Annotated in this window: 16 protein-coding genes and 1 tRNA gene; 11 read left to right on the top strand and 6 right to left on the bottom strand. The window is 65.3% G+C overall.

Annotated features, from left to right (window positions below; genetic code table 11):
- Positions 1-105 precede the first annotated feature (105 nt).
- The 4 genes from argF to GL284_RS03340 form a co-directional block, all read right to left on the bottom strand.
- On the bottom strand, positions 106-1032 hold the full coding sequence (gene argF / locus GL284_RS03355) for an ornithine carbamoyltransferase (RefSeq protein ID WP_155043223.1): 927 nt from the start codon (positions 1030-1032) through the stop codon (positions 106-108).
- 99 nt (positions 1033-1131) lie between these two features.
- On the bottom strand, positions 1132-1608 hold the full coding sequence (locus GL284_RS03350) for a GNAT family N-acetyltransferase (RefSeq protein ID WP_196216733.1): 477 nt from the start codon (positions 1606-1608) through the stop codon (positions 1132-1134).
- Positions 1601-2770, bottom strand: coding sequence for an aspartate aminotransferase family protein (locus GL284_RS03345; RefSeq protein WP_155043221.1), 1170 nt, complete (start codon positions 2768-2770; stop codon positions 1601-1603). The genes GL284_RS03350 and GL284_RS03345 overlap by 8 nt, the downstream gene beginning before the upstream one ends.
- Positions 2771-2943: 173 nt before the next feature.
- A complete protein-coding gene (locus tag GL284_RS03340; RefSeq protein WP_230382960.1) occupies positions 2944-3759 on the bottom strand; it encodes an ABC transporter permease in 816 nt (271 codons plus the stop codon).
- 130 nt (positions 3760-3889) lie between these two features.
- On the opposite strand from GL284_RS03340, the gene GL284_RS03335 reads away from it, so the two are divergent.
- The 10 genes from GL284_RS03335 to lpxK all read left to right on the top strand — a co-directional run bounded on the left by GL284_RS03335 (position 3890) and on the right by lpxK (position 15142).
- A complete protein-coding gene (locus tag GL284_RS03335; protein ID WP_155043220.1) occupies positions 3890-4510 on the top strand; it encodes a GcrA family cell cycle regulator in 621 nt (206 codons plus the stop codon).
- A gap of 12 nt (positions 4511-4522) precedes the next feature.
- Entirely contained in the window at positions 4523-4942 is a 420-nt protein-coding gene (locus GL284_RS03330; protein ID WP_155043219.1) for an NUDIX hydrolase, read from the top strand.
- An 841-nt stretch (positions 4943-5783) separates the two neighbouring features.
- Entirely contained in the window at positions 5784-6332 is a 549-nt protein-coding gene (locus GL284_RS03325) for a CHAP domain-containing protein (protein ID WP_155043218.1), read from the top strand.
- Between the two features lie 104 nt (positions 6333-6436).
- Positions 6437-8155, top strand: coding sequence for a methionine--tRNA ligase (gene metG / locus GL284_RS03320; RefSeq protein WP_155043217.1), 1719 nt, complete (start codon positions 6437-6439; stop codon positions 8153-8155).
- A gap of 33 nt (positions 8156-8188) precedes the next feature.
- Entirely contained in the window at positions 8189-9112 is a 924-nt protein-coding gene (gene rocF, locus GL284_RS03315; protein ID WP_196216732.1) for an arginase, read from the top strand.
- Between the two features lie 44 nt (positions 9113-9156).
- Positions 9157-9241 (top strand) — tRNA-Leu (locus GL284_RS03310).
- Positions 9242-9442: 201 nt separating this feature from the next.
- Complete coding sequence (locus tag GL284_RS03305; protein ID WP_155043215.1) at positions 9443-12229, top strand: bifunctional aconitate hydratase 2/2-methylisocitrate dehydratase; 2787 nt, start codon at positions 9443-9445, stop codon at positions 12227-12229.
- A gap of 419 nt (positions 12230-12648) precedes the next feature.
- Positions 12649-12894: a DUF4170 domain-containing protein gene (locus GL284_RS03300; protein ID WP_155043214.1), complete on the top strand. Its 246-nt coding sequence runs from the start codon at positions 12649-12651 to the stop codon at positions 12892-12894.
- Between the two features lie 26 nt (positions 12895-12920).
- On the top strand, positions 12921-14159 hold the full coding sequence (locus GL284_RS03295; protein ID WP_155043213.1) for a glycosyltransferase N-terminal domain-containing protein: 1239 nt from the start codon (positions 12921-12923) through the stop codon (positions 14157-14159).
- Entirely contained in the window at positions 14156-15142 is a 987-nt protein-coding gene (lpxK, locus tag GL284_RS03290) for a tetraacyldisaccharide 4'-kinase (RefSeq protein ID WP_155043212.1), read from the top strand. The genes GL284_RS03295 and lpxK overlap by 4 nt, the downstream gene beginning before the upstream one ends.
- A 33-nt stretch (positions 15143-15175) precedes the next feature.
- Here the strand turns inward: lpxK and GL284_RS03285 are convergent, their stop codons facing one another.
- Both GL284_RS03285 and GL284_RS03280 read right to left on the bottom strand, forming a co-directional pair.
- A complete protein-coding gene (locus GL284_RS03285; RefSeq protein ID WP_155043211.1) occupies positions 15176-15850 on the bottom strand; it encodes a DsbA family protein in 675 nt (224 codons plus the stop codon).
- Entirely contained in the window at positions 15847-16419 is a 573-nt protein-coding gene (locus GL284_RS03280; RefSeq protein WP_230382959.1) for a DUF721 domain-containing protein, read from the bottom strand. Before GL284_RS03280 ends, GL284_RS03285 begins: the two co-directional genes overlap by 4 nt.
- 75 nt (positions 16420-16494) lie before the next feature.
- Between GL284_RS03280 and GL284_RS03275 the strand changes: the two genes are divergently transcribed.
- Positions 16495-17577, top strand: a complete 1083-nt coding sequence (locus GL284_RS03275) for an A/G-specific adenine glycosylase (protein WP_155043210.1) — start codon at positions 16495-16497, stop codon at positions 17575-17577.

Raw genomic sequence — 17577 nt, 5'->3', positions numbered from 1 at the left:
CCGCACCTTTCGCCCACCACGTCACAGCCAGAGCCGGCGTGATCGCGCACCGGCAGACCGCCTTGGCCCCGAACGGCTGCCAAGGCTGCGTGGCTGCCCGGCGGCTCAGGTGTTCAGACACCAGCGCATGATGGCCTTTTGCGCGTGCAGCCGGTTTTCCGCCTCGTCGAAGATGACCGAGTTCGGGCCGTCCATCACCTCGCTGGTGACCTCATCATCGCGATGCGCGGGCAGGCAATGCATGAACAACGCCTCGGGCTTGGCCTGCGCCATCAGCGCGGCATTCACCTGATAGCCGCGCAACTGGTTGTGGCGCCGCTCGCGCGCGGATTGCGGATCATGCATCGAGACCCAAGTATCCGTCACCACCAGATCGGCACCCTGCACCGCCAGCGCCGGATCACGCTCGATCACGGCATTCACGCCTTGCGCGCGGGCAAAGGCCAGAGCCTCGGCCTCGGGGTCCAGCGTCGAGGGGCCGGTGAAGGTGAAATCATAACCGAACTGACCCGCCGCATGGATCATCGAGGCGCAGACATTGTTGCCGTCGCCCGACCAGACCACCTTGCGCCCGGCGATGGGGCCGCGATGTTCCTCGAAGGTCATGACATCGGCCATGATCTGACAGGGATGCGTGCGGTTCGTCAGCCCGTTGATGACGGGCACGGTGGCATGTTCCGCCATTTCCAAGAGCGTCGCTTCCTCGAAGGTGCGGATCATGATCAGATCGACATAGCGCGACAGCACGCGGGCCGTGTCGGCGATGGTTTCGCCGTGGCCCAGCTGCATTTCCTTGCCCGACAGCACCATTGTCTGCCCGCCCATCTGACGCACGCCCAGATCGAAGCTGACGCGCGTGCGGGTCGAGGGCTTTTCAAAGATCAGCGCCACCATGCGGTTCTTCAGCGGCAATTCGCCATCCAGCGCCCCCTTGGGCTGTCCGGCGCGGGCATCCTTCATGCGGCGGGCATTGTCGATCATGCCGCGCAAGGCTGCCTTGTCGGTGGTGTGGATGTCGAGGAAACTGTTCATTCTTCACGTCTTTCGGATTGATCGGGCAAGGAAGCCGGTTTGCCTGCGGAAGGTCAAGGCCCGGCCCGGCATTTCATGGGGCATTTGCGCGTTTTGCCGTCATCGGTGGCGCGTCATGATGCGCACCATGGTGCCGTCTTCGGCAGGGCGCAGCGCCTCGCCCGCAAAGCCCGCCTTGGCATAGGCGCGGATCGCGCGCAGGTTCGCAGGTTCGGGGTCGATGACCAGCACCGGGGTTTCGACCAGCAGCCGTTCGGCCAAAGCGGCGATCCATGCCGCGCCATGCCCAAAGCCGTCGGGGCCGGAAAAGCAGTCGATGGCCAGCGCATTTGCCGGAAGGCCCAGAAATTCGGGGGCTTTCCAGTGATGTGCGGGATAGAATTGCGCATAGGCGGCGGGCTGGTCGTTCAGCATCGCCAGCCATTGCCGCATGACGGGTTCGTCCAGATCGTCCTCGATCCCGGCCAGTTGCGCCTCGGGCCCGCGCCACCATGGGGTGACGCGGGGATCGTGCAGCCAGCCTTCCAGCATGGGAAGATCGGCGCGCGCGACGGGCCGGAAGCCGATCCTATCCATCAAGCCTGCCGGCAGCCCGGTCCAGCCGGGCCACCGCCTCGCCGATCTCATCGTCGGTGATGTTCAGCGGCGGCAGCAGGCGCAGGGTATTGTCCGCCGCCGGAACCGTCAGGATGTGTTCGGCATAGCCCGCCTTGACCAGATCACCCGGCGCGATCCGGCATTTCAGCCCCAGCATCAGCCCCTGCCCGCGCACGCTCTCGAAGATGTCGGGATGGCTTGCCACCAGCCCTTCCAGCTTCTGGCGCAGCAGCGCGCCCTTGCGGTTCACCTCGGCCAGAAAGGCGGGATCGGCGATGATCTGCATGACGCGGACGCCGACCGCACAGGCCAGCGGATTGCCACCATAGGTCGACCCGTGCGAGCCCACAACCATGCCTGCCGCGGCCTTTTCCGTGGCCAGCACCGCGCCCAGCGGGAAGCCGCCGCCGATGCCCTTGGCGACCATCATGATATCCGGCGTGATGCCCGCATATTCATGCGCGAACAGCTTGCCCGTCCGGCCCATACCGCATTGCACTTCGTCAAGGATCAGCAGCGCGCCGGTCTGGTCGCACAGCTCGCGGATCAGGCGCAGATCCTCGTCGGCCAGCGGACGGATGCCGCCTTCGCCCTGCACGGGTTCCAGCATGACGGCGGCGGTCTTGTCGCTGATCGCGGCTTTCAGCGCCGCCATGTCGGCCCATGGCAACTGGCGAAAGCCCGGCATCAGCGGACCGAAGCCCTTGACCATCTTTTCCGAACCCGCCGCCGCGATCGCCCCGGTCGAGCGGCCATGGAACGCGCCCTCGAAGGTCAGGATCTCGATGCGGTCCTCGGCTTTTTCATACCAGTATTTCCGGGCCATCTTGATCGCCAGTTCGGCGGCTTCGGTGCCGGAATTGGTGATGAAGGCGGTGTCGGCAAAGGTGTGTTCGACCAGCAGATCCGCAAGCTGTTCCTGTTGCGGAATGTGATACAGGTTCGAGACATGCCAGATCCGGCCCGCCTGTTCGGTCAGCGCCGCGACCAGATCGGGATTGGCATGACCCAGCGCGTTCACGGCAATGCCCGCGCCAAGATCCAGATATCGGGTTCCATCCGTCGCGATGGCCCATGCGCCCTCGCCCTTTTCAAAGGCAAGATCGGCGCGGCTATAGGTCGGCAGGACGTGCGAAATCATGGAATGGTCCTATGGCTGGAAACGGCCGCGTGACGCGGCACCAACGATGAAGGCAGGCGGGATCGGACGTTGAACGGATCAACGTCGGGGACGGGCGATATGAGCAATCCGAACGATCATGCCGCCTAGGTAGCGCGGATGAAAGGCCCGCGCAACGGCTTTCCGAGCGGGCGTCAGGGCTTCATCCGATAGCCGGTCTTCAGCCAGCGCCACGCGACATAAAGCACAACCGCCACGGCCAGCAGGCAGACCAGCAGCCCGCGCAGGGGCGGCGCGTCCGACACGCCCGCGATGCCATAGCGCGCGCCGTCGATCAGATAGAAGATCGGGTTCCAATGCGCCAGCACACGGAAGGCGGGGGGCAGCGCCTCGACCGAATAGAAGGTGCCCGACAGAAAGGACAGCGGCGTCACGATGAAATTGGTGATGGCCGCCATCTGGTCGAATTTCTGCGCCACGATGCCGCCCAAGAGCCCAAGCCCGCCCATCAAGGCCGCGCCCAGCACCACGAAGGCCAGCGCCCATAGCGGATGCGCGATGCCCTGCCCGATCACCAGCGCCATGCCCGCCGCAATCGCCATCGCGATGATCAGCGCCCGGACCAGCGCGCCCAGCAGATAGCCGGTCAGGATCTCGGCGGCAGATAGCGGCGGCATCAGCGTGTCGACGATATTGCCCTGCATCTTGGCCGAGATCATGCTGGACGAGGTGTTGGCGAAGGCATTCTGGATCACCGTCATCATCAGGATGCCCGGACCCAGAAACGCCAGATAAGGCAGCCCCATCACCGCACCGCGATTCTGCCCCAGCGCCAAGGCAAAGATCACCACGAACAGCGCCGAGGTCATCAGCGGCGCAAAGATCGTCTGCTGCCAGACATTCATGAAGCGCATGATCTCGCGCCGGGTCAGGGTATACAGGCCCAGCCAGTTGACACGGCCAAAGCGACGCACGCCCATCTGACGAAAGCCGGGCTGACTGGTTTGCATCTGCGCTCCTTGAAATTACGGGTTCGGGCAGGTAAATCTGGCTATCCCCGGTTCTAAGGCCGGGCTCTGCGGAATTGAAGCCACTGAACGAAGAAGCACCGGGTAGGCCCGGATGCAGGAAAGGCAAGCCATGTCCTGGACCGATGAGCGCGTCGAGACGCTGAAACGCATGTGGGCCGACGGCCAGTCGGCCAGCCAGATCGCCAAGGAACTGGGCGGCGTCACCCGCAATGCCGTGATCGGCAAGGTGCACCGCCTTGGCCTGTCGAACCGCGCCGAAGACGGCAGCGAAGCGGCGGCCCCCGCCGCGCCCGAGGTGAAGCCCGCGCCCGCCCCCGCTGCGGCCGCCGCGCCCGAACCGAAGCCGGAGCCGGCCCCGAAGCCCGAACCGGCGCCGAAGCCCGCCGCAGCCGCCGCGCCGCAGCCCGAACCTGCGCCCGCGCCCGCACCACAGGCGGTGAACTTCAACCGCCGCCCCATCGTGCCCGCAGGCCAGCCGCTGCCGCCGCAGCCCTCGGCCAACGAGATCAGCCCCGAGGCGCTGGCCTCGGTCCGCGAGGTTGAAAAGCGCGCCCGCAAGCTGACGCTGATGGATCTGACCGAACGCACCTGCAAATGGCCGATCGGCGATCCCGCGACGGACAAGTTCTGGTTCTGCGGCCTGCCCTCGGTCGCGGGCAAACCCTATTGCGAGGCGCATGTCGGCGTCGCCTTCCAGCCCATGAGCTCGCGCCGCGACCGCCGTCGCTGAGCGCGCGCGCTGATGCTGCCGCGCCTTGCCGCGCTGGCGGTCGTGCTGGACGGTGACCGCGTGTTGCTGGTCCAGCGCCGCAATCCGCCCGATGCCGGGCTGTGGGGCTTTCCCGGCGGCCATGTCGAGCCGGGGGAAACCGCGCTGGAGGCCGCCGCCCGCGAACTGGCCGAGGAAACCGGCGTCATCGCCCGCCCGCTGGCCTATCTGGACAATATCGACGTGATCGAACGCGGGGCGGATGGCGCCCTTCGGTTTCATTTCCTGCTGGCGGCGGTGCTGTGCGCCTTTGTGTCGGGTCAGCCTGCGGCGGCGGACGATGCGCTGGACGCGGCATGGGTGCCGCTGTCCGAGGTTTTCGACGGCGCGCGCCCCTGCAGCGACCGCGTGGCCGATGTGCTGCGCAAGGCGCTAGCCTGCCGCCGCGCCTGATCGCGCAGGAAATAGACCAGCGCCTGCAACAGCATGACCATGGCGGCCAGTTCCAGCGCCTCCTCGACCCGGCCGAATGCCACGCCAAGCGCCGGGTCCAGCGTGATGCCAAAGCCCGCCAGCTTGCGGTCGGCCCCGTCCAGCGTTTTGGCGACGACGATGCTGATACCGGCCAGCAGCGACAGCCAGCTTGCCGCCCTGCCCGCGCGCAGCCCCGCCAGCATCCGCGGCACGGTGATGCGCAGCAGACGCCAGCCGCAGATCAGGATCAGCGCGACGATGGCCAGCCCGGCCAGCTTTTCGACCAGTGGCGAGGGCCCGCTGTAAAGCCGCAATTGCAGGATGCCTTCGCTGGTCAGGCGCTTGTCCATGTCCATCTCGCGCAGGGCCATCAGCAGCAGGATCACCGGCAGATGCCACTGCCTGCCCTGCCGGTCATCGGCCCCTGCGGCGAACCACAGCAGCGCCGTGGCGATGGGCAGCACCGCCGACATCAGCTCGATCGTATGCCCTTCCTTGAAGATCTCGCGCACGTTGTCATGCAGGGTCAGATCGACGGCCAGAAAGGTCAGCGTCGTGCCGGCCACCAAAGCGAAGGTGAATGAGGGGGTCAGCTTTTGCTGGCGGATCATGGCGGGCTCCTGCTTGGGCGGCGCTTTCGACGGCTGGGCGGCTGTCGTAAAAACGTCAAGACGCGCAGAATTACCGAACGGTCGTGTGGAAATCAAGCTTTCCGGCAGGTTCCCGCCGATGACGGATCCGTCACAGATTGTGTGGTTGCGATAAAAAAGACACAACTGCTAGGGATGCGGACGGGATAGTCAAGGCGAGAAGCCCCTTCATGTTCGCGATCAAAAAACTTCGCGCCGTTGGTGCGATCTCGGCTTTGTGTGTTCTGACGCTGGCGGGTTGCGCCACCGAACATGCCAGCATCTCGACCAAATCCGACATCAGCATCGGACGCATTTCCGAAGACCGCCTGACCAACGCTCTGCTTGAGGTTGAGCGCAAGCAGACCCGCGGCCAGCGCGTCTGGTGCGTGCCCTTTGCCCGCGATCTGTCGGGCATCGACCTTTACGGTAATGCCAAGACGTGGTGGGCGCAGGCCAAGGGCCGCTATACCCGCAGCAACCAGCCGCAGATCGGCTCGGTCATGAGCTTTGCGGCCACGCGCAAGAACCCGAACGGCCATGTCGCCGTCGTGTCCAAGATGCTGTCGGATCGTCAGGTGCGGCTGGATCACACCAACTGGCAGCGCAACAAGGTGTCGCGCGACATGCTGGCGGTCGATGTGTCCAAGGATAACGACTGGTCGATGGTGCGGCTGGAAAGCGTGCCGGGTCAGCTTGGGTCGCAATACCCGGTGCAGGGCTTCATTCTGCCCAACTGATCCCCATGTCGGGGCGCTTGCGTCCCCGCGACCGTCGATTTCGCGCCACTTTCCATCGCGCCCCATCGCGGCTAGACATGGCGCCGACCACGAAGGACGCGAACATGGCCCGGCATCTCATCACCTCGGCGATTCCCTATATCAACGGGATCAAGCATCTCGGCAATCTGGTCGGCTCGCAGCTGCCCGCCGATCTGTTCGCGCGCTATCAGCGCCAGCGCGGACACGAGGTGATGTTCATCTGCGCCACCGACGAACACGGAACGCCCGCCGAACTGGCCGCCAAGAAGGCCGGAAAGCCCGTCGCGGAATATTGCGCGGAAATGCACGCCACGCAGGCACAGATCGCCTCGGATTTCGGCCTGTCCTTTGACCATTTCGGGCGGTCCTCGTCCGAGCGCAACCACGTCCTGACCCAGCATTTCGCCGGAAAGCTGGACGAAAACGGCTGGATCCGCGAGGTCGAGGAAAGCCAGATCTATTCCATCGACGATGCCCGCTTCCTGCCCGACCGCTATATCGAGGGCACCTGCCCGAATTGCGGCTATGACAAGGCGCGCGGCGATCAATGCGAAAACTGCACCAAGCAGCTTGATCCGACCGATCTGATCAATCCGCGCAGCGCGGTCAGCGGCTCGACCAATCTGGAAGTGCGCTCGACCAAGCATCTGTATCTGCGCCAGCGCGGGATGCGCGACCAGCTTGCGGCGTGGATCGACAGCAAGACCGACTGGCCGATCCTGACCACCTCGATCGCCAAGAAATGGCTGAACGATGGCGAAGGGCTGCAGGACCGGGGCATCACCCGCGATCTGGACTGGGGCATCCCGGTCAAGAAGGGCGATCAGCCGTGGCCGGGGATGGAGGGCAAGGTCTTCTATGTCTGGTTCGACGCCCCGATCGAATATATCGCCGGAACCGCCGAATGCACCGATGCGCGCGGCGAACCCGATGCCGCGTGGCGCCGCTGGTGGCGTCTGGACGAAGGCGCCCAGGACGTGACCTATACCCAGTTCATGGGCAAGGATAACGTGCCGTTCCATACGCTCAGCTTCCCGGCCACCATTCTGGGCTCGGCCGAGCCCTGGAAGCTGGTCGATTACATCAAGTCCTTCAACTACCTGACTTATGATGGCGGCCAGTTCTCGACCAGCCAAGGGCGCGGGGTGTTCATGGATCAGGCGCTGTCGATCCTGCCCGCCGATTACTGGCGCTGGTGGCTGTTGTCGCACGCGCCCGAATCCGGCGATGCAGAATTCACATGGGACAATTTCCAGCAATCGGTGAACAAGGATCTGGCCGATGTTCTGGGCAATTTCGTCAGCCGCATCACCAAGTTCTGCCGCTCGAAATTCGGCGAGGTGGTGCCCGAGGGCGGCGCATACGGCCCCGAGGAGTTGGCGCTGATCGACGCCATCGACGCCCGCATCCGCGCCTATGAAGGCTTCATGAACAATATGGAGGTGCGCAAGTCCGCCGCCGAGCTTCGGGCGATCTGGGTCTTGGGCAACGAATATCTGCAATCCGCCGCACCGTGGACCACGATCAAGACCGATGAGACCCGCGCCGCCATGCAGGTGCGTCTTGGGCTGAACCTGATCCGGCTTTACGCGGTGCTGTCTGCGCCCTTCATCCCCTTTGCCGCGGATGCGATGCTGGCCGCGATGCAGACCACGGATCGCGACTGGCCCGCTGACGCCCGCGCCGCGCTGGAAACGCTGCCCGCCGGTCATGCGTTTACCACCCCTGATGTGCTGTTTGCCAAGATCAGCGACGATCAGCGCGACGATTGGCAAGAGCGGTTCAAGGGAATCCGCACCTGATCCCGGCAGGGGTCAGCATCCCGCAAAGGAGACATGATGACCCATTGCATCCTGATCGGCGCGCCGGTCGATGAAGGCCAGCGCCGCCCCGGCTGTCTGATGGGGCCCGCCGCCTATCGCGTGGCGGGGCTGCCCCGGACGCTGACCGATCTGGGCCACACGGTCGAGGATCGCGGCGATGTCGTGCCCGCCCCCGGTCGCGGCCAGACCTGCGCCAATGCCGCCGTGCATCACCTGCCCGAAACCATCGCCTGGACCGAGGCGCTGGCCGCCGCGGCCAGCACTGCCATGCCCGATGGCCTGCCGATCTTCATGGGCGGCGATCATTCGCTGTCCCTGGGCACGGTCGCGGGCGTGGCAAGCCATGCCGATGCGGCGGGTCGCCCGCTTTTCGTGATCTGGCTGGACGCGCATAGCGATTTTCACACGGTCGAGACGACGACCTCGGGCAATCTGCACGGCACGCCCATGGCCTATGCGGCGGGACGCGCGGGCTTTGATCCCTTCCCGCCCTTTCCCGCGCCGGTGCCGGGCGAAAACATCTGCATGTTCGGCATCCGCTCGGTCGATCCGGCGGAACATGCAGCACTTGCCGAAACCGAGATCACCGTGAACGACATGCGCGTGCTGGACGAACAGGGCATCGTCGCGCCGCTGCGTGCCTTTCTTGACCGCGTGCGCGCCGCAAACGGCATGCTGCATGTCAGCCTTGACGTGGATTTCCTTGATCCGTCCTTTGCACCCGCTGTCGGCACCACCGTTCCCGGCGGCACCACCTTCCGCGAGGCGCATCTGGTCTGCGAGCTTTTGCACGAATCCGGGCTGATGACCTCGCTGGATCTGGTCGAGCTGAACCCGTTTCTGGACGAACGCGGCAAGACCGCGCGGGCCATGGTCGATCTGGTCGGCTCGCTGATGGGCCGCAAGGTCTTCGACCGCCCGACCCGCGCCTTCTAAGCGCTTGCCAACCGCCCCCGCGCCCGCTAGCCACGCTGCATGGCGCGGGCGTGGCGGAATGGTAGACGCATGGGACTTAAACTCCCTGGGCCCTAGGCCGTGCGGGTTCAAGTCCCGCCGCCCGCACCAGCCGATCCCCTTGGCAAATATGGTTTTCCTGCTAGCATCGCGGCTCCGGTCCGGCGCTGGCGGCATGGCTGTATCCCGCCTTGGCCTCTTGATACGCGACCCCGATCAGTATACATCCGCATACAATAGCTTGCCGCCGCTCGCCAGATTGTCACGAGACGGTGCTATAGCTGCTTCCGGGACTGACTCGTAGGGATCGTCATGAGCTTGTACACAGACTACCTAACCGAAATCGAAACGCGCAAGACCACCGGGCTGCACCCCAAGCCCATCGACGACGGCGCGCTGGTCGAGGAACTGATCGCGCAGATCGAGACGCCCGACAGCGAACACCGCGAAGATTCCCTGAAATTCTTCATCTACAACACCTTGCCCGGCACGACCAGCGCCGCAGGCGTCAAGGCCAAGTTCCTGAAAAAGATCGTGCTGGGCGAAACCACCGTCCCCGAAATCACCCCCGATTTCGCGCTGGAACTGCTGTCGCATATGAAGGGCGGCCCCTCGGTCGAGGTGCTTCTGGACATCGCGCTTGGCGAAGGCGACATCGCCGCAAAGGCGGGCGACGTGCTGAAGACGCAGGTGTTCCTGTATGATGCCGACATGTTCCGTCTGCGCGACGCATACAAGGCGGGCAACGCCATCGCCAAGGGCATTCTGGAAAGCTATGCCAAGGCCGAATTCTTCACCAAGCTTCCCGATATCGACAAGGAAATCAAGGTCGTGACCTATATCGCCGCCGAAGGCGATATCTCGACCGACCTGCTGTCGCCGGGCAATCAGGCGCATTCGCGCTCGGACCGCGAATTGCATGGCCAGTGCATGATCACGCCGGAAGCGCAGCAGGAAATCGTCGCGCTGCAGGCCCAGCACCCCGACAAACGCGTCATGATGATCGCCGAAAAGGGCACGATGGGCGTCGGCTCGTCGCGGATGTCGGGCGTGAACAACGTGGCGCTGTGGACCGGCAAGAAAGCCAGCCCCTATGTCCCCTTCGTCAACGTGGCTCCGGTGGTCGCCGGCACGAATGGCATCTCGCCGATTTTCGCCACCACGGTGGACGTGACCGGCGGCATCGGCATCAACCTGAAGAACTGGGTGAAAAAGACCGACGCGGACGGCAAGCCGATCCTGAACAATGACGGCAACCCGATCCTGGAACAGACCTATTCGGTCGAGACCGGCACCGTCCTGAAGATCGACACCGACAGCAAGAAGCTGTGCGACGAATCCGGCAAGGAACTCGTCGATGTGGCCAGCGCCTTCACGCCGCAAAAGGTCGAATTCATGAAGGCCGGGTCGTCCTATGCCATCGTCTTCGGCAAGAAGCTGCAGACCTTTGCCGCCGAAACGCTGGGCGTCGAGGCCACGCCGGTCTTTGCCCCGAACAAGGAAATCTCGATCGAGGGTCAGGGCCTGACCGCGGTGGAAAAGATCTTCAACCGCAACGCCGTGGGCGTGACGCCGGGCAAGGTGCTGCACGCCGGATCTGACGTGCGCGTCAAGGTCAACATCGTCGGCTCCCAGGACACCACCGGCCTGATGACCGCGCAAGAGCTTGAGGCGATGGCGGCCACCGTCATCTCGCCTCTGGTCGACGGAGCCTATCAGTCGGGCTGCCACACGGCCTCGGTCTGGGACAAGAAGGCGCAGGCGAACATTCCGAAGCTGATGAAGTTCATGAACAACTTCGGCCTGATCACCGCGCGCGACCCCAAGGGCGTCTATCACGCGATGACGGACGTGATCCACAAGGTCCTGAACGACATCACCGTGGACGACTGGGCGATCATCATCGGCGGCGACAGCCACACGCGCATGTCGAAAGGCGTGGCCTTCGGCGCGGACAGCGGCACCGTCGCATTGGCGCTGGCCACGGGTGAGGCGACGATGCCGATCCCGCAATCGGTCAAGGTGACGTTCAAGGGCAAGATGCAGCCGCATATGGATTTCCGCGACGTGGTGCACGCGACGCAGGCCCAGATGCTGAAGCAATGCGGCGACAACGTGTTCCAGGGCCGCATCATCGAGGTGCATCTTGGCACGCTGCTGGCCGATCAGGCCTTCACCTTCACCGACTGGACGGCCGAGATGAAGGCCAAGGCCTCGATCTGCATTTCGCAGGACGAGACGCTGATCGAGTCGCTGGAGATCGCCAAGTCGCGCATCCAGATCATGATCGACAAGGGCATGGAAAACGCGGCAGGCACGCTGCAGGGTCTGATTGCCCTGGCCGACAAGCGCATCGCGGAAATCCGGTCGGGTGAAAAGCCCGCGCTGGCCCCCAATGCCAATGCGAAATACTTCGCCGAGGTCGAGGTCGATCTGGACCTGATCGACGAGCCGATGATCGCCGATCCCGACGTGAACAATGCCGACGTGTCCAAGCGTTACACCCACGACACCATTCGCCCTGTGTCCTATTACGGCGCGACGAAAAAGGTCGATCTGGGCTTTGTCGGATCCTGCATGGTCCACAAGGGCGACATCAAGATCGTCGCGCAGATGCTGAAGAACGTCGAAAAGGCCAATGGCAAGGTCGAATTCAAGGCGCCTCTGGTCGTCGCCGCGCCCACCTACAACATCATCGACGAGCTGAAGGCCGAGGGCGACTGGGAAATCCTGCAACGCTATTCCGGCTTTGAATTCGACGATCTGATGCCCAAGGCCAAGGCACGCACCGAATACGAAAACATCCTGTATCTGGAGCGTCCCGGCTGCAACCTGTGCATGGGCAATCAGGAAAAGGCCGAAAAGGGCGACACGGTGCTGGCGACCTCGACCCGGCTGTTCCAGGGCCGCGTGGTCGAAGATGCCGCCGAGAAGAAGGGCGAGTCGCTTCTGGCCTCGACCCCGGTTGTGGTGCTGTCGGCCATTCTGGGCCGCACCCCCAGCGCCGACGAATACAAGGCCGCCGTGGAAGGCATCGAACTGACCAAATTCGCTCCGCCGCTGGAAAATCCGGGCATGGCGCGCTCGATCCAGTTCTAAGCGCCTGTATCAGCGGATCAGATCGAAGGGGCGGCAGCAATGCCGCCCCTTTCTGCATCGGTGTCATGGGACAGGACCGGCGGGCATATCGCGCGGGCCAAGGCTGGCCCGCGACATGCCGTGGCACGCGATGAATGTCTGAAACGGTAACGCCGGAAAGTTGCGGACGGTCACCCCACAGACCGTCCGCAACCTGGGGACTTGCGGTGCTCCATCCCTGTCGTCATCCCGAGATGCGACCGACCACCACGTCATCACATCCGGAACGCGCCCTTCATCCGCCCTTTCGGCGTAAGCGATTCCGCCTGCCCGATCAAACGACAAGCGCCAAGAATTTGATGCAAAGCCCACCGGAATCGGCTTGGTTCGGATCGGGGCGTCGGCTAGGGTCGCGCCGGATAGCGAAGCAGGAGAATACGATGGCGCAGCGCCTTCACCTTGTCTTTGGTGGTGAGCTTGTGAACCCAAGCCGGACCGAATTCCGCGACACCGACCAGATCCACATCGTGGGCATTTTCCCCGACTATGCCAGCGCCTTTTCCGCATGGAAGGCCGAAGCGCAGCGCACCGTGGACAGCGCCCATACCCGCTATTTCATCGCCCACCTGCACCGCCTGCGGGATGAGGAAATGGCGGCAGGTCCGACCGAAGAACTGGGCGCCTGACCGGGGTCCGAAGGAACCCGACGCCCATGCCACCGGCAGGACAGGCCACATCATCGCTGGCGCTTTGGCTGCACCTGCGCAGGCGGGCGGCGCTGACGCAGCCGCCCGGTGCCGAACTGGTGCCACCGCCGGGCGATGGACCTCTGGTGCTTGTGCATCTGTCCGAACGCTCGGACGATCCGCCGCCGGTCGCGGCGCTGATCAAGGCGATGCTGTCGCGCCGGCCGCTGCTGCGTTTCGCCTTTATGGGCGCCCCCGCACCCGAGGAACTGCTGTCGGCCACCTTCCGCTCGGTTCAGGTCGAAACGCCGCGCGATCTTGCGACCGCCCAGCAGATGGTCGCGACGCTCGCACCGCGCGGCCTGCTGCTGATGGGCGATCAACTGCCCGCAGCCCTGATGATGACGATGGCAGATCAGCATCGGCCCATCATCCTCAGCGAAGCGCGGCTGACCGCCTATAGCCGCGCGGGCGCGTGGCGCGGGGCGATCAATCGCGGGCTGATGTCGCGCATCGACCGCATTCTGGCCCCCGACCTGACCGCCGCGGCGGCGGCCCGCCAGCTGGGGGCCCGCGCCGACCGGATCGAACTGACCGGGCCTGTCGCCGATACCCGCCCCCCGCTTTCCGCCAATGAGGCCGAGCGCGCGGCGCTGGCCCAGATCCTGCGTGGCCGTCATGTCTGGCTGGCCGCCGCCCCCACCCTGCCCGAGGCGAAGGCGGCGCTGGCCGCGCATCAATCCGCCCTGCACCACAATCACCGCGCGCTGCTGATCCTTGCCGGGCTGCCCGAAGACATGCTGCCCGAGATCAATGCCGAGATCGAGGCGCTTGGCCTTGCGGGCATCTCGCGATCAGAAGATTACGACCCCGAGGCGGACGACCATGTGCTGATTGCCGAGGATCCCTATGAGATGGGGCTGTGGTATCGGCTGGCTCCGGTCTGTTTCATGGGCGGCACGCTGATCCCCGGCCCCGGCCTTGAGCCGCGCCATCCGTTCGAGCCTGCGGCGCTGGGATCTGCGATCATCCACGGCCCGCTTCCCGGATCGTTTGGCGCCGAATGGGTGCAGCTTGACGGCGCGACCGCCGCGCGGCTGGTCACCGGCCCCGAGGCGCTGACGGCGGCTGTGGCCGATCTATCTGCGCCCGATCAGGCCGCGCTGCTGGCCGAAAGCGCATGGGCCGTCAGCACCGGCGGCGCGGCTGTCCTGCGCAGGATCGCCGACACGGTGATCGACACGATGGAGGCCGCCGCCGCATGAGCCGCCGCGCCCCCGATTTCTGGTTCCGCCCGCCCGGCTTGCAGGCCCGGATGCTGTCGCCCTTGGGCGCGCTTTACGCCGCAGGAACCGCGCGGCGGCTGGCACATGGCCGTCGCATCAGGCTTGGCGTTCCGGTGATCTGTGTCGGCAATATCAATGCCGGCGGCACGGGCAAGACGCCCAGCACGATCATGCTGGCGCAGCGCCTGCTGGCGCGCGGCGTGGCGGTGCATATCGTCTCGCGCGGGTATGGCGGATCCGAAAAGGGGCCGCTGCGCGTGCTTGACGCGACGCATACCGCCGCTGAGGTCGGGGATGAGCCGCTGCTGATGGCGGCCTTTGCGCCGGTCTGGGTCGCGGATGACCGGGTGGCGGGGGCGCAGGCGGCGATGGCGTCGGGCGCACAGGCGATCCTGCTGGATGACGGCTTTCAGGATCCCGCGCTGGCGCATGATCTGGCGCTGGTCGTGGTGGATGCGGCCAAGGGCTTCGGCAACGGGCTGTGCCTGCCCGCAGGCCCCTTGCGCGAACCCGTCGCGGTGGGGTTGGCGCGGGCCGACATGCTGCTGTCCATCGGCCCGGCTCAGGCGCAGGCCAGTTTTGCGGCCGCACATCCCGCGCTGTCGCTGCCGCATCTGACGGCGGAACTGCGCCCGCTGCAAACCGGCATGGACTGGCACGACCTGCGCGTTCTGGCCTTTGCCGGCATCGGCCATCCCGAGAAATTCTTTGACACGCTGCGTGGTCTGGACGCTCAGATCGCCCGGGCCGAGGCGCTGGAGGACCACCAGCCCTTCACCCCCGCCCTGCTGACCCGGCTGGAGACCGAGGCGCGCCTTGCGGGTGCGCAACTGGTCACGACCGAAAAGGATGCCGCCCGCCTGCCCCGCAGCTTTCGCGCCAAGGTGCTGACGCTGCCGGTGCGGCTGGAGCTGCATGACAGCGCGGCGCTGGATGATCGTCTGACCGCGCTGGGATTGTAGCGCCGCCCCATGGCGGGGACGGCGCGAAAGGCCTCAGCCCTGCTTTTCAGCCTCGGCGATCTTGGCGTCGATGATCTTTTTCATCGCATCCCATGGCTGGTTCTGCACCTTTTCGCCACCGATCACGAAGCTGGGCGTGCCCTCGACATTGTCGGCGGTCGCGTTCTTCTGGAAGGTCGCGACCAGATCGGCCACCTTCTGCTTGTCGGCCCAGCAGGCATCCATCTGCTCGGTCGTCATGCCGGCCTTCGCGCCGATCTTGCGCAGGTTGGCCGCGATATCATCGCCGGATTTGGCGTCCAGCCAGGTCTTCTGCTCCTCGAACAGCATGTCCGAGACGGGGTAATATTTCTCATCCCCGCCGCAGCGCGCAAGGATCCCGGCCCACAGGCCCACGGCGTCGAAATAGACATCGCGCTGGATGAACTTGATCTTGCCGGTGTCGATATATTCGGCCTTCAGCTTGGGCAGGTTTTCGTTGTGGAAAGCCGCGCAATGCGGACAGGTGAAGCTGGCATATTCCACCATCGTCACCGGCGCGCTGTCCTGACCCAGCACGATATCGGGCAGGATCTTGCCTTCGGGCATCTGTTCCTGCGTCTGGGCCTGCTCGGTCGGGGCGGCCTCTTGCGCCAGCGCGGGCTGGAATGCGGCGACTGAGACCGCAGCCGTGGCGGCGGCGATCAGAAGGCGGCGGGAAATGGTCATGGATTGGCCTTTCGGTCGTTGGTGTCCCGGCGGGACAGGATGTTCAAAGCCATCTGGCGCATGGCGGCAGACAGTTGCGGATCGTCAAAGCCCTGCGCCACGGCATCGGCTGCGGCATGAGTTTGCGGATCTGGGTTGCGCGGGCGGCGGGGGGCTGTGGCGAAACCCGCCTGCTCTTCGGCAAAGCCCGTCTGCACGAAGCCGCCGCCTTCGGCAAAGCCGGTGGGCGCGGTCTGGGTCAGCGTCACCCGCGAAACGGCGTTGAAGCCATAGCAGGCATTCACCCGGTCGCGGATCTTGTCGCGCTGCATGTTCAGCAAGGGCGCGCGCGCGCCATCGACCAGCAGGGTCAGCGTGGCCCCGAAGCCCTTGCCATGGCTGATCTTGACCGGGCGGGCATGGGCGGCGATGTCGGCGCCCACCACCTCGGCCCAGTTGGTCAGCAGCCGCGCCACGGCAAAGCCTCGCGTTTCGCCCACCGAACGGATCCGATGCGCGACCAGCGACGAGGCTGCCTCGAATCCGCGCATCCGGCGGCGCGGCGGGGTATCGGGTTTCCTTGGGGCCATGAAGTGACCATATGGTTGTCTGGCGTGCAGTGTGGACCCTGCCACGCCCGGATGCCAGAGCGGAGAGACTGAAAATTGCGTGACTTCGGGGTGATAGGCGCCCGGCTGCTGCATTGGTATGACCGCCATGCCCGCAGCCTGCCATGGCGGGTGCCGCAGGGTCAGGCCGATCCCTATCGCGTCTGGCTGTCCGAGGTGATGCTGCAGCAGACCACGGTTGCGGCGGTCAAGTCCTATTTCCAGCGCTTCACCTCGCTCTGGCCCACGGTCCATGACCTTGCCGCCGCGCCCGATGCGCAGGTGATGGGGGAATGGGCCGGGCTTGGTTACTATGCCCGCGCCCGCAACCTGCTGGCCTGCGCGCGCGCCGTGTCGGCCATGGGCGGGTTTCCCGACACGCGCGAGGGGCTGGGGGCATTGCCGGGGATCGGGCCCTATACCTCGGCCGCGATTGCAGCGATTGCCTTTGGGCGGGCGGAAACCGTGGTCGATGGCAATGTCGAACGCGTGGTGTCGCGCCTGTTTGCTGTGGAAACGCCGCTGCCTGCCGCCAAGCCCGAACTGGTGCGGCTGGCCACGCTGCTGACCCCCGATCAGCGGCCCGGAGATTTCGCGCAGGCGATGATGGATCTGGGCGCGACGATCTGCACACCGCGCAGCCCGGCCTGTGGCATCTGCCCGATCCTTGACGAATGCGCCGCCCGTGCGCAGGGCATCGCAGCCGACCTGCCCCGCAAACTGCCCAAGAAGGCCAAGCCGCAGCGCTTCGGCACGGTCTGGATCGGCTTTGCCGGTGATCGCGTTCTGGTCGAGACCCGCCCGGACAAGGGCCTGCTGGGCGGCACGCTGGCATTTCCCTCGACCGGCTGGGACGGCTCGGACATGGAGGCGCCTGCGGGCGGGGACTGGCGGGACATGGGCGTCGTGCGCCATGTCTTCACGCATTTCACGCTGGATCTGACGGTGCTGTCCGGGCAGTTGACCGCGAACCCGGAACGCGGCAATCTGCTGGCGCTGCGCGAGTTCAGCCCCAGCGCCCTGCCCGGCCTGATGCGCAAGGCATGGTCGCTTGCCAAACCCGACCTTGCACAGCCCGAAACCGCCCGCCCTGCCGCGACCATGCGCCGCGCTGGCAAGCCCGGTAAAAACCCGCCATAG

The organism is Paracoccus shanxieyensis, from assembly GCF_009711265.1.
Classification (GTDB): domain Bacteria; phylum Pseudomonadota; class Alphaproteobacteria; order Rhodobacterales; family Rhodobacteraceae; genus Paracoccus; species Paracoccus shanxieyensis.
This window is presented reverse-complemented; position numbering and strand designations above follow the sequence as displayed.